At 63.7% G+C, this 12,912-nt stretch carries 9 protein-coding genes; 6 read left to right on the plus strand and 3 right to left on the minus strand.

Annotated features, from left to right (window positions below; all coding sequences use genetic code 11):
- Positions 1-8: 8 nt before the first annotated feature.
- Together ACZYR5_RS28545 and ACZYR5_RS28550 are read right to left on the minus strand one after the other, a co-directional pair.
- The gene (locus ACZYR5_RS28545; RefSeq protein ID WP_489092735.1) at positions 9-1,589 is read right to left on the minus strand and encodes an aldehyde dehydrogenase (NADP(+)); all 1,581 of its coding nucleotides are present in this window, start codon (positions 1,587-1,589) and stop codon (positions 9-11) included.
- Between the two features lie 247 nt (positions 1,590-1,836).
- A complete protein-coding gene (locus ACZYR5_RS28550; RefSeq protein WP_489092734.1) occupies positions 1,837-2,832 on the minus strand; it encodes a LysR family transcriptional regulator in 996 nt (331 codons plus the stop codon).
- Between the two features lie 113 nt (positions 2,833-2,945).
- On the opposite strand from ACZYR5_RS28550, the gene ACZYR5_RS28555 reads away from it, so the two are divergent.
- The 6 genes from ACZYR5_RS28555 (at position 2,946) to ACZYR5_RS28580 (ending at position 9,722) form a co-directional block, all read left to right on the plus strand.
- Positions 2,946-4,127: a fumarylacetoacetate hydrolase family protein gene (locus tag ACZYR5_RS28555; RefSeq protein WP_489092733.1), complete on the plus strand. Its 1,182-nt coding sequence runs from the start codon at positions 2,946-2,948 to the stop codon at positions 4,125-4,127.
- A 47-nt stretch (positions 4,128-4,174) separates the two neighbouring features.
- Positions 4,175-5,959 carry an IlvD/Edd family dehydratase gene (locus tag ACZYR5_RS28560; RefSeq protein WP_489092732.1) on the plus strand — a complete coding sequence of 595 codons (1,785 nt, stop codon included), beginning with the start codon at positions 4,175-4,177 and terminating at the stop codon, positions 5,957-5,959.
- Positions 5,960-6,295: 336 nt separating this feature from the next.
- Positions 6,296-6,520, plus strand: coding sequence for a hypothetical protein (locus ACZYR5_RS28565; protein ID WP_489092731.1), 225 nt, complete (start codon positions 6,296-6,298; stop codon positions 6,518-6,520).
- A gap of 323 nt (positions 6,521-6,843) precedes the next feature.
- Positions 6,844-7,407 carry an FMN reductase gene (gene msuE, locus ACZYR5_RS28570; RefSeq protein WP_489092730.1) on the plus strand — a complete coding sequence of 188 codons (564 nt, stop codon included), beginning with the start codon at positions 6,844-6,846 and terminating at the stop codon, positions 7,405-7,407.
- 17 nt (positions 7,408-7,424) lie between these two features.
- Positions 7,425-8,612: an acyl-CoA dehydrogenase family protein gene (locus ACZYR5_RS28575; protein ID WP_489092729.1), complete on the plus strand. Its 1,188-nt coding sequence runs from the start codon at positions 7,425-7,427 to the stop codon at positions 8,610-8,612.
- A gap of 9 nt (positions 8,613-8,621) precedes the next feature.
- Entirely contained in the window at positions 8,622-9,722 is a 1,101-nt protein-coding gene (locus tag ACZYR5_RS28580; protein WP_489092728.1) for a sigma-54 interaction domain-containing protein, read from the plus strand.
- 640 nt (positions 9,723-10,362) lie between these two features.
- Here the strand turns inward: ACZYR5_RS28580 and ACZYR5_RS28585 are convergent.
- Positions 10,363-12,831, minus strand: coding sequence for a TonB-dependent siderophore receptor (locus ACZYR5_RS28585; RefSeq protein ID WP_489092727.1), 2,469 nt, complete (start codon positions 12,829-12,831; stop codon positions 10,363-10,365).
- Positions 12,832-12,912: the final 81 nt, after the last annotated feature.

The raw sequence follows: 12,912 nt of genomic DNA on the forward strand, positions 1-12,912 counted from the left end.
CCGTCGGACTAGAGTGCCTGGGTGGTTTTTTCTCCGTTGACCAGGCGCATCAGCCCCAGTGGATTGCGGTTCTGCAGGGCCTCGGGGAGCAAGGCATCGGGGAAGTTCTGGTAGCACACCGGGCGCAGGAAGCGGTCGATGGCCAGGGTGCCGACCGAGGTGCCACGGGCATCCGAGGTGGCCGGCCAGGGGCCGCCGTGGACCATGGCGTCACAGACTTCGACGCCGGTCGGGTAGCCGTTGATCAGCACGCGGCCGACCTTTTGCTCGAGCAGCGCCACCAGGTCAGCGGCTTGGGCCAGTTCCTCCGGCTCCCCCAACAGGGTCGCGGTCAACTGGCCGCGCAGGCCTTGCAGGGCCGCCAGCAGTTGGGCGCGGTCAGCCACTTCGACCACGACTGTGGCCGGGCCGAAGACTTCTTCCTGCAGCAGTTCATCGCCGCTGAGCAGCAACTCGACATCGGCCTGGAACAGTTGCGCACGGGCCTGGTTGCCCTGCTGCGGCTGACCGGCCAGATGGGTGACCTGCGGGTGTTCGAGCAAGCTTTGGCAACCTTGCACATAGCTGCGCAAGCCACCTGCATTGAGCAGGGTCTGCGCCGGTTGCTCGGCAATCAGCGCACCGAGGGACTGCAGGAACGCGCTGAATTCAGGCGAACGAATACCGATCACCAGCCCGGGATTGGTGCAGAACTGCCCCGCGCCCATCACCACCGAGGCCGCCAGTTCACTGGCGATACGCTCGCCGCGCACCCGCAGCGCCTGGGGCAACACCAGCACCGGGTTGATGCTGCTCATCTCGGCAAACACCGGGATCGGTTGTGCCCGGGCGGCGGCCATGTCGCACAGCGCCCGGCCGCCCTTCAACGAACCGGTAAAACCGACGGCCTGGATCAGCGGGTGCTTGACCAGGGCTTCGCCGACCCCGGCGCCGAAGATCATGTTGAACACCCCGGCCGGCATGCCGGTGTTTTCGGCGGCGCGAATGATCGCCTCGGCCACTTGCTCGGCGGTCGCCATGTGCCCGCTGTGGGCCTTGAACACCACCGGGCAACCGGCGGCCAGCGCGGCGGCGGTGTCACCGCCGGCGGTGGAAAAGGCCAAGGGGAAATTGCTCGCACCGAACACTGCCACCGGGCCAACGCCCAGACGGCACTGACGCAAGTCGACCCGTGGCATGGGCTGGCGTTGCGGTAACGCCAGGTCGATGCGTGCGCCGAGGAAGTCGCCACGGCGCAGGGTCTGGGCGAACAGGCGCATCTGGCCGCTGGTCCGCGCTCGTTCACCCTGGATGCGGGCGGTTGGCAAGGCGGTTTCGCGGCAGACCAGGGCGACGAAGCTGTCGTCCAGGGCGTCCAGCTCATCGGCAATCGCTTCGAGGAATTCGGCGCGGCGCGTGGCCGGCAGATTGCGGTAGACGGAATAGGCCTGATGGGCGGCCTGGGCAGCACCATTCACTTCTTCGGCGGTGGCCTGGATAAAGCCGCTGGGCAGTGGCTGCCCGGTAGTCGCATCAACGCTGTGCAGGACCACGGAGCCAGCCGCGCTGCGGGCGCCGCCGATGAAGTTGTGACCAGACAGTTCGGGCATGACAGTCTCCTGACCCAGAGTGAAATCTGGTCCGTACTCTACTGCCGCGAATCGATTCATTCCCAATGGCATTTTTGGATTAAGTGATAACGGTTGGTTATCGATTTTCCGACCCTGAAAATCAGGGAACTGTAGGAGCTGGCTTGCCAGCGATGCGGCGTGTCAGGTACTACAAATGTTGAATGTGCCGCCTTCTTCGCTGGCAAGCCAGCTCCTACAGTTTCCGCGTACACCCAGGATTGACGCGTTATCGTTGACGATCATCGCGACGGTGCGACGATTCGACAGGCTCGCTCCTACAGGCATTCCCCGCCAGCCGCGCGTTTTCCTTGAGAATCTCGGCAAACTCCAGCGCCGCGCCCACCAACGGCTCGCCCTTGCGCGTCAGGATGCCGTAGTCCTGAGGCGCCAGGTGCAAAGGGGTGTCGAGGGTTTTCAGTTGGCCGCTTTCCAGCAGCGAGTCGACCATAGCATCGGGCAGCATGCCGATCATGGGGCCCCGGCGCAGCACCTGGAGGAAGGTCTGCATGGAGATGGTGTCAACGGTGTTCTTCGGCATCGCCACCCCGGCTTCGGCAAACGCCCGCTCCATGCGCGCACGAATCGGCGTGCCCACCGGGTAGAGAATCCACGGCAGGTCCACCAGTTGCTGCAACGAAGTCGGCCCCGCCTCCGCCAGCGGGTGCTGACTGTTGACCACGATGCAGAACGGCTCCGGCGCCAGCGGCTGGAAGTCGTAGCGCTGTTGCTGGCCCTGCTCGGTAAAGCGCGCCACGGCGAGGTCGAGTTTTTTCTCTTCGAGCATGTCCATCAGGTGGTTGCTGGTCTGCTCCACCACCTCGATCGACAGCAGTGGCCAGCGCTGCTTGATCTGCAAAATCGCCTCGGGCAAGGCAATGGCAGTGGCGGCGAAGATCCCGCCGACCTTGAGATGGCCATGCCCGCCTTCGCGCAGGCTGCCGATCTGCTCGACGAACGAGCGCGCATCGTTCAGGGCAATCTGCGCGTAACGCAGTACGTGCTCACCCAGCGCCGTCGGCGGCATGCTGCGCGGCTGGCGCTCGAACAGGGCGAAGCCCAGCAGGCTTTCGATTTCCTTGAGCATCTTGCTGATCGCCGGCTGGCTGAGGTTCATCTGCTGCGCCGCCAGGTGCATGTTGCGCGTGCGCCCCAGGGTGTCGATCAGCAGCAGGTGCCTGAATTTGAGCCAGCCGCAGAAGCTGGAGAAGGACAGTTCCGACATGGGGGTTCCTCGACGAATAATAACCAGACGTTATCGATTACTGAAAAGATCTCATTGGAGTTTATCGACAGCCAGTCATAGCGTGAAGCCTTCACCCACCAGGAACTTTCGCCATGTCGCTACTGCTCACCCCCGAAAACACCCTGCCGATCGACGGCGTATCCGGCACCCTGATTGGTCGCGCCTGGGTGCCAGGGGCGATTGCCGGGCCGTCGCTGATCGTGCTGCGCAGCGATGGTGTGTTCGACCTCTCGGCGCATTTCCCGACCCTCAGCGACTTGCTGGAAACCGCAGAGCCCGTGGCCGCCGTGCGCCAAAGCCCGGGCACGTTCATCGGCAGTGTCGAAGCGTTGCTGGCCAACACCGGCGCTCACGCCGACCCCAGCCAGGCTTACCTGCTGCCGCCGCTGGACCTGCAAGTCATCAAGGCCGCCGGGGTGACCTTCGCTGCGAGCATGATCGAGCGGGTCATCGAGGAACAGGCCGGTGGCGACGCAGCCAAGGCTGAAGAAGTCCGCGAGATCGTCCATGGGGTGATCGGCGACAACCTGCGCTCGATCGTCCCGGGCTCGAAGCAAGCCTTGCAGCTCAAAGCCCTGTTGATCGAACAAGGCATGTGGTCGCAATACCTGGAAGTCGGCATCGGCCCGGATGCGGAGATTTTCACCAAATCGCCGCTGCTGGCTGCCGTTGGCACGGGAAGCCAGATCGGCGTCCACCCCGGCTCGCAATGGAACAACCCCGAGCCGGAAGTGGTGCTGGCGGTCAACAGCCGTGGGCAGATCCACGGCGCGACCCTGGGCAACGACGTCAATCTGCGTGACGTCGAAGGCCGCAGCGCGCTGTTGCTGGGCAAGGCCAAGGACAACAACGCCTCCTGCGCCATCGGCCCGTTCATCCGCCTGTTCGACGAGCAGTTCAGCCTCGACGATGTGCGGGCCTGCGTGGTCGATCTGCAGGTCGAGGGTGAGGACGGCTATCGCCTGCACGGCTCCAGTTCGATGAACCAGATCAGCCGCGATCCGGCGGACCTGGCCGGGCAGACCCTCAACGCCAACCATCAATATCCCGACGGCTTCCTGCTGTTTCTCGGTACCCTGTTCGCCCCGACCGAGGATCGCGATCATGTCGGCAGCGGCTTTACCCATAAGCTCGGCGACCAGGTGCGCATCAGCAGCCCGCTGCTCGGCAGCCTGCACAACCGCGTGACCCACAGCAGCAGCGCCGCACCCTGGACCTTCGGCGTCAGCGCGCTGATGCGCAACCTGGCAGCCCGCGGCCTGCTGGCCCGCTGAGGCCCAGGCAGATTGGCGATTCACCTATTACAAGAGATAAGAACAACATGACCGACACTCCAAAACGCCCGCTGCGCAGCGAGCAATGGTTCAACGACCCTGCCCATGCCGACATGACCGCGCTCTACGTCGAGCGCTACATGAACTACGGCATGACCCGTGAAGAGCTGCAGTCGGGCCGGCCGATCATCGGCATCGCCCAGACCGGCAGCGACCTGACCCCGTGCAACCGCCACCACCTGGAACTGGCGCAACGGATCAAGGCCGGGATCCGCGATGCCGGCGGCATTCCCATGGAATTCCCGGTGCACCCGATCGCCGAGCAGACCCGCCGCCCCACCGCCGCCCTGGACCGCAACCTGGCCTACCTGGGGCTGGTGGAAATCCTCCACGGCTATCCACTGGACGGCGTGGTGCTCACCACCGGCTGCGACAAGACCACCCCGGCCTGCCTGATGGCCGCCGCCACCACCGACCTGCCGGCCATCGTGCTCTCCGGCGGGCCGATGCTCGACGGTCACCACAAGGGTGAGCTGATCGGTTCCGGCACCGTGCTCTGGCATGCGCGCAATTTGATGGCCGCTGGCGAAATCGACTACGAAGGCTTCATGGAAATGACCACCGCCGCCTCGCCGTCGGTGGGTCACTGCAACACCATGGGCACCGCACTGTCGATGAACGCCCTGGCCGAAGCCCTGGGCATGTCGCTGCCCGGCTGCGCGAGCATTCCGGCGCCGTATCGCGAGCGCGGACAAATGGCCTATGCCACCGGCAAGCGCATCTGCGAGCTGGTGCGCCAGGACGTGCGGCCGTCGCAGATCATGACCCGCGAGGCCTTCGAAAACGCGATTGCCGTGGCCTCGGCCCTCGGCGCCTCGAGCAACTGCCCGCCGCACCTGATCGCCATCGCCCGGCACATGGGTGTCGAGCTGAGCCTGGATGACTGGCAGCGGATTGGCGAAGACGTGCCGCTGCTGGTCAACTGCATGCCGGCCGGCAAGTACCTCGGCGAAGGTTTCCACCGCGCCGGCGGCGTCCCGGCAGTGATGCACGAACTGCAAAAAGCCGGGCGCCTGCATGAGGAGTGCGCGTCGGTCAGCGGCCAGACCATCGGCCAGATCGTCCGCGACTCCCTGACCAGCAACGCCGACGTGATCCACCCCTTCGACGCCCCGCTGAAACACCGCGCCGGCTTTATCGTGCTCAGCGGCAACTTCTTCGACAGCGCGATCATGAAGATGTCGGTAGTCGGCGAAGCGTTCCGCAAGACCTACCTCTCGGAACCTGGCGCGGAGAACACCTTCGAGGCGCGGGCCATCGTATTCGAGGGCCCGGAGGACTACCACGCACGCATCAACGACCCGGCGCTGGACATCGACGAGCGTTGCATCCTGGTGATCCGTGGCGCCGGCACCGTCGGCTACCCGGGCAGCGCCGAGGTGGTCAACATGGCGCCACCGGCGGCATTGATCAAGCAAGGTATCGACTCCCTGCCCTGCCTCGGCGACGGTCGCCAGAGCGGCACTTCGGCCAGCCCGTCGATCCTCAACATGTCGCCGGAAGCAGCGGTGGGCGGCGGCCTGGCGTTGCTGGAAACCAACGACCGACTGGTGGTCGACCTCAACGCCCGCAGTGTCAACCTGCTGGTGGACGAAGCCGAAATGGCCCGCCGCCGGGCACTGTGGAAGCCAAACATCCCGGCCTCGCAAACCCCATGGCAGGAGCTCTACCGGCAACTGGTCGGCCAACTGTCCACCGGCGGCTGCCTGGAACCGGCCACCCTGCACCTGCGCATCATCGCCCGCAGCGGTGAGCCGCGGCATTCGCATTGACCTGATCGCCGAACGACGCTTTACCCTGTAGGAGCGAGCTTGCTCGCGATGGCGGTGGACCAGACGACAAATCCGCTGACTGATACACCGCCATCGCGAGCAGGCTCGCTCCTACAGGGGGGATGTGTCGGTATTTGCGCCTGCTACGAACTTGCAGGACCTGACTTAATTTCAATCCATACGCCGGCCACAGCGCCTCGCCCGTCTGAGCAAAAAGCTTGCCGTTGGGCACCTGTCAACTTTGACAGTGGACGAACCCGGCACAGCCACCTATACCTTGAATTCGGCGCCGGCGAGCCATGCCAAGGTGCACGCTTTTCAGGGACGGCTTGAAGCATGCGCCTCTACGATTACACCGCGTATCCCAGGAAACAAACCGACCATGCCATCTACGGTGAAGTGCTCGCTGACTCCGAGCGCCACGCCAAGGCCAAGGTCCGTGCCTTGTGCCCACGCTGCAAGCGCATTGAACTGTCGGTCCTCAGTGAATACGAGCCTGCCCCACCGCACCTCGGCACACCGCCCTCAAGCGAGGCGCAAGCCGATTACAGCGACGATTGACGCCCCTCCCCATCACCCCCCCCCCGCTGCGAACCGTTCGGGCCTCGCTTTGACCCAGCGCTCACTGACATATCTCTAAATGCTATTTAAATATTACTAGTTAGTATTTTTAGAAATATCAAAAATCCTTTATCACTGTCCGCGTACCAACATTCGTTGAAGTGCCCGCAGGGCAACAGCGGATCAGCAGAACGGCTTCAACAGCAACAATCGTGGCCGTTGAATAATCACGTTAACCTGTTGATTAACAAGCAATTATCCAGCAGGCACAACATTTGCTCTGTGAGCTGTATTCCCAGCACCAGACAACAGGACTACCTGAAATGAGCACACCGTTGAATGTCGTCGCCGTCTCCGGCGGCACCGGCCGCCCCTCCCGCACCCTGGCACTGACCGAGTCGATCCTGGCCGAACTGAGCCAGCACCTGCCGGTGAAGATCCACCTCATCGAGCTCGGCGAAATTGCCCGTCCGCTGGGCGCTGCCTTGTGGCGCTCGGAGCTGCCGGCCGAGGTCGAGCAGCAACTGCGGCTGATCGAAAACGCTGACCTGCTGCTGGTGACCTCGCCGGTCTATCGCGGCAGTTTTCCCGGGCACTTCAAGCACCTGTTCGACCTGATCGAACAGGACGCGCTGGTCGACACTCCGGTGCTGCTGGCCGCCACCGGTGGCAGCGATCGGCATGCGCTGGTGCTCGATCACCAGTTGCGGCCGCTGTTCAGCTTTCTCCAGGCGCTGACCCTGCCGATTGGCGTGTACGCCAGCCAGGGCGATTTCCTCGACTACCGAATCAACAGCGAAGCCCTGGCCAGCCGTATTCGCCTGGCCGCCGAGCGTGCCGCCGCGCTGTTCGCCGACTCCGCCCGCGCCCTGCGCAAGACTGCCTGATCAGCAAGGAAGCCGACATGAGTGTTCATCTTCACCCCGCGCAGTCGACCCCGCTGCACACCGCACGCCTGCTGGCCGCGCAATTTGCCGAGACCGCGGTCGAGCGCGACGCCCGCGGCGGCACGCCCAAGGTCGAACGCGATGCGCTGCGCGCCAGTGGCCTGCTGGCCCTGAGCATCCCCCGCCAATACGGCGGCCTGGGCGCCAGCTGGAGCGACACCCTGGCGGTGACCCGCGAGTTCGCCCGGGTCGATAGCTCCCTGGCCCACGTCTTCGGGTTCCACCACCTGATGCTGGCCACCGTGCGCCTGTTCTCGCGTCCCGAGCAATGGCAACCCTGGTTCGAACAGACCGCGCGCAAGCACTGGTTCTGGGGCAACGCCCTGAACCCGCTAGACACCCGCACGGTGCTGCGTACCTTCGACGGCTGGTACGAGTTCTCCGGGCAGAAAAGCTTCTGCTCCGGCGCCAGCGATTCACAGATGCTGATCGCCTCGGCCATCGACGAACGTGCCGGCGGCAAGCTGGTGATCGCGGCGATTCCCAGCGGCCGTTCCGGAATCACCCTGCACGGCGACTGGGACAACATCGGCCAGCGCCAGACCGACAGCGGCAGCGCGACCTTCGAACGGGTGCGCGTCGAGCACGGCGAATTGCTGCTCGATCCCGGCCCGCTGAGCACGCCGTTCGCCGGCTTGCGCCCGCTGATCGCCCAACTGCACTTCTCCAACATGTTCCTCGGCATCGCCGAAGGCGCCTTCGAGGAAGCGCGCAATTACACGCTCAAGGAAAGCCGCCCATGGTTCCGTTCCAGCGCCAGTCACAGCAGTGAAGACCCTTACGTACTGCGCCATTACGGCGAGTTCTGGGTCGGTCTGGAAAGCGTCCGGCTGCTGGTCGAACGGGCTGCCAGCCAGCTCGATGCAGCCTGGGCCAAGGGCGAGGAACTTAGCGCCGAAGAGCGCGCGCAGCTGGCGTTGTCGATCGGCACCGCCAAGGTCGCCGCCACCCGCCACGGCCTGGACATCTGCAACCGCCTGTTCGAAGTCACCGGCGCCCGCGCCACCCACGCGTCCCTGCGCTTCGACCGCCACTGGCGCAACCTGCGCACCCAGACCCTGCACGACCCGGTGGATTACCGCGTGCACGAACTGGGTGAATGGGCGCTCAGCGGCAAGCGCCCCACTCCGTCTTTCTATTCCTGAGGCACGCCCATGCAACTGTTGACCCTGCCCCCGTCCCCGACCCTGGCCACTTCGATCAGGGCCACCGCCCAGGTCTTCGAAGACCCGCGTTCACAAGCGCTGCTGGCCCATGTGCAGCAGGTCGCGCCGAGTGAAGCCAGCGTGCTGATCATCGGCGAGACCGGCACGGGCAAGGAACTGGTCGCGCGCCACATCCACAATCTCAGTGGCCGGCGCAACGGGCCGTTCATGGCGGTCAACTGCGGTGCCTTCTCGGAAAACCTGGTGGAAGCTGAACTCTTCGGCCATGAAAAAGGCGCCTTCACCGGCGCCCTGGCGGCCAAGGCCGGCTGGTTCGAGGAGGCCAATGGCGGCACGCTGTTTCTCGATGAGATTGGCGATCTGCCGATGCCGATCCAGGTCAAGCTGCTGCGTGTCCTGCAGGAGCGTGAAGTGGTGCGCCTCGGTTCGCGCAAGAGCATCCCGATCAATGTGCGGGTGCTGGCGGCGACCAACGTCCACCTGGAAAAGGCGATCAACGCCGGGCACTTTCGCGAAGACCTGTACTACCGCCTGAACGTGGTCAGCCTGCAGCTGCACCCGTTGCGCGACCGCCCGGGAGACATCCTGCCGCTGGCCCGTCACTTCATCGCCGAATACAGCCGCCGGCTCGGTTATCAGGATGTCAGCCTCGCCGACGATGCCGTGCAGCGGCTGGCGAGCTACGACTGGCCGGGTAATATTCGCGAACTGGAAAACGTCATTCACCACACCTTGCTGATCTGCCGCGACCGGCTGATCCGTGCGGAAAACCTGCACCTGTCCAACCTGCGGATTGCCCGCGACAACACCGATCGACCGCGCGATGAAAGCGCCGAAGAGCTGCTGCAACGGGCCTTCAACAAGCTGTTCGAGGAACAGAGCGGCGCGCTCCACGAGAAGATCGAGGATGCGTTGCTGCGCACCGCCTACCGCTTCTGCCACCACAACCAGGTACACACCGCCAGCCTGCTCGGGCTGTCGCGCAACATCACCCGCGCGCACCTGATCCGCATCGGCGAGCTGATGGTCAACAAACGCCGCCCCGGGCAAAGCGCCCAGGGCAACCGGGTGATCAACCTGTCGATCTGAAAAGTGCGATTGTTGTTCAGACCACCCTTGCAGGAGCTGGCTTGTCGGGTCGCCGCATCGCAGCGAAGAACTCAGTGCCACCGCGCTCATCCAGAATGAACGAGGTGCCTGGGCGTTTTTCGCGAGCAAGCTCGCTCCTACAGTTCATTCGGGTACACCCCGGACTCCGTGATCACCCAGCCCCTTTGTAGGAGCTGGCTTGCCAGCGAAGAATTCAGCGCCACTCCGCTCATCCAGAATGAACGAAGTGCCTGGGCGTTTTTCGCGAGCAAGCTCGCCCCTACAGTTCATTCGGGTACACCCCGGACTCCGTGATCACCCAGCCCCTTTGTAGGAGCTGGCTTGCCAGCGAAGAATTTAGCGCCACCCCGCTCATCCAGAATGAACGAAGTGCCTGGGCGTTTTTCGCGAGCAAGCTCGCTCCTACAGTTCATTCGGGTACACCCCGGACTCCGTGATCACCCAGCCCCTTTGTAGGAGCTGGCTTGCCAGCGAAGAATTCAGCGCCACCCCGCTCATCCAGAATGAACGAAGTGCCTGGGCGTTTTTCGCGAGCAGGCTCGCTCCTACAGGTTTCGGGTAGACCGCGGATCCGTGGTCGCGCCAGCTTGCGGCACATCACCTCGCCCACCCGAAAAAATCAGAAACTCGCCTTCACCGACACCATGAAATTACGCGGATCGCCGTAGTAGTTGCCGAAGGTCTCGGTGCCGATGGTCGAGTAGTAGCGTTTGTCGAACAGGTTGTTGCCGTTCAAGGCCAACGACCAGGTGTCGTCGATGCGGTAGCCGAGGCGACCGTTCCACACCGCATAACCCGACTGGGTGATTTCCTCGCCGCTCGACGGCGACACCCGGAAGTTGTCGCTCTGCGCGTTGACCCCGGCGCCCAGGGTGAAGCGATCCAGCGCGCCGTCCAGTTGGTAATCGCCCCACAGGCGCAGCATGTGTCGCGGCACGTAGGTGTTGAAGGCCGCGCCATTGAGGCTGTCGTCGATGTCGTCGAGGGTCTTGGTCTGGGTGTAGGTGTAGCCCGCGAGCAGTTGCAGGCGCTCGATGACTTCACCGCTGACTTCAGCTTCGAAGCCCTGGGCGCGGACCTTGCCGGCGTTGACGTAGCAATAGCCGTCGGATGACGGGCAGGACGAGTTGTAGTCGGTCTGCGCCTGGTCCTTCTGGATGGTGCGGAACAGGTTGAAGGAGCTGTTCAACCGTCCTTCATACCACGCGCCCTTGATCCCCAGTTCGTAACTCTGCCCCACCAACGGCTTGAGCGCCGAGCCGTCTTCGGAGCGGTAGTTGCCCTGCGGGGTGAAGATGTCCGAGTAGCTGGCGTAGGCCGTGAGGTTCTCGTTCAGGTCCAGCAGCACCCCGGCAAAGGGCGTGACCTGCCCGGTCTCCTTGGTGCTGGCGTGTTCCGAGGTGCCGCTGTTGATGAAGTCGTAATCGGTGTCCGAGCTGTACCAGCTCACGCGAGTACCGCCCACCAGGGTCAGTGGATCCGCCAGTTTCAGGCGCAGGATCGAGTACACACCCTTCTGCTTGGTCAACGAATTGACCGGTCCACCGCGCGACGAGTTATCGATGAAGTAACTGTCGTCCGGCTCAGGAATGTGTTTGTTCGGGTTGAACACATTCTGCCGCTGCGGCAGGAAGGCTACCGAATAGAAGTCGTCCTTCTTGCCGCGACTGGCGTTGGCGCCTACCACCAATTCATGCTGGCGGCCGAAGGCCTCGAACTTGCCATCGACGTAGGCATCCAGGCCGTAATCGACCTGATCATAGTCGTACATACTGCCAAGCATGCCGGTGGTGCCGACGCCCGGCGTCACTGCGCCGGACGCGAAGGCGTACTTGATGTCCTGGGTGTTCTTTGTGTAAACGCTGGCGACTTTCAGCGCCCAGTTGTCGTTGAGCTGATGGGCAAGATCACTGAACACCGTGGTGCGTTGGCTGCGCCAGGTGTTCCAGGACGGATCGAGACAGGTCGAACGGCCCAGCTTCAGGTCGCTGCCATCCTTGTAGCGCGGCAGGCCGCCCCAGCACGGATTGGCATCCACGTCTTCGTAGGCCACGCCCAGGCCAAGGGTGGTGTCGGCATTCAGGTCGACGTCGAGGGCGCCGTAATACACCTGGTCCTTGCGGCTGGCGTCGTCGACAAAGTAGTGCCGGCTCTGTTCGGCAATCACCGCCCGGCCGCGAATGGTCCCGGCATCATTCAACGGGCCGCCGGTGTCGACCTGGCCACGGTAGTTGTCCCAACTGCCACCGGACAGGGTGATCTCGGTACTCGGCGTCGCCTGCCCGCGTTTGCGCACAAAGTTGACGCCACCGGCCGTTCCGCCGGCGCCTTTCATCATGCCGGCGGCACCGCGGAGGATTTCCACCCGGTCGTAGTAGGCCATGTCGCCGCTGAAGCTGTCGGCCTGGACGTAGAGGTTGCCCATGTCCAGGGGCACGCCGTCGTACTGATACTGGCCGGACATGCGGAAGCCACGGGAATAGAAGTATTTGCCGCCCATGGTCGAGTCGTAGACGGTGATGCCCGGGGTCTTCTCCATGACTTGATCGATGGTGTTGAGGTTCTGGTCATCAAGCATCTTGCGGGTCATCACCGTGACCGATTGCGGCGTTTCCTTGAGCGAGTGCTGGCCCTTGCCGATGGTCACTGCGCCGGTGGTGTAGGAGCCGCTGTCCTCGGTGGTCGCCCCGAGCAGTTGACCATTGATGTTGGTCGCGCCCAGCTCCAGCGCCGAACCGAAAGTCGGCACCGCCCGCAGCACGTAGGTGCCGTTGGCCTGGGGCTCAGCCTGCAAGCCGCTGCCCGCGAGAATCCGCGCAAAGCCTTCACTGACGCCGTAGCTGCCTTTGAGTCCGGCCGAGTTCATGCCGTCGGTTTGCCGCGCATCGAAGGAAATCGCTGCGCCCGCCGCACTGGCGAACTGGCTGAGGACTTCCGCCAGACTGCCGGCGCCGATATTGAACGACTGCACCGCGCTTTGCTGTGGCGCGGCCACGGCTGCCGTTGCGCAAAGACCGCTGGCGGTGAACGCCAATACCCCAAGATTCACCGCCAATGCCAGACGCGCCGATTTGTACACCACAGACATGCTTACCCTCCCCCAGAAACGCTGAATAAAAACTCATTGAGGGATGAGCCGAACGAGGTGCGCGAATAGTGCAAAGCGCTT

It is taken from the genome of Pseudomonas sp. F007 (genome assembly GCF_057814275.1).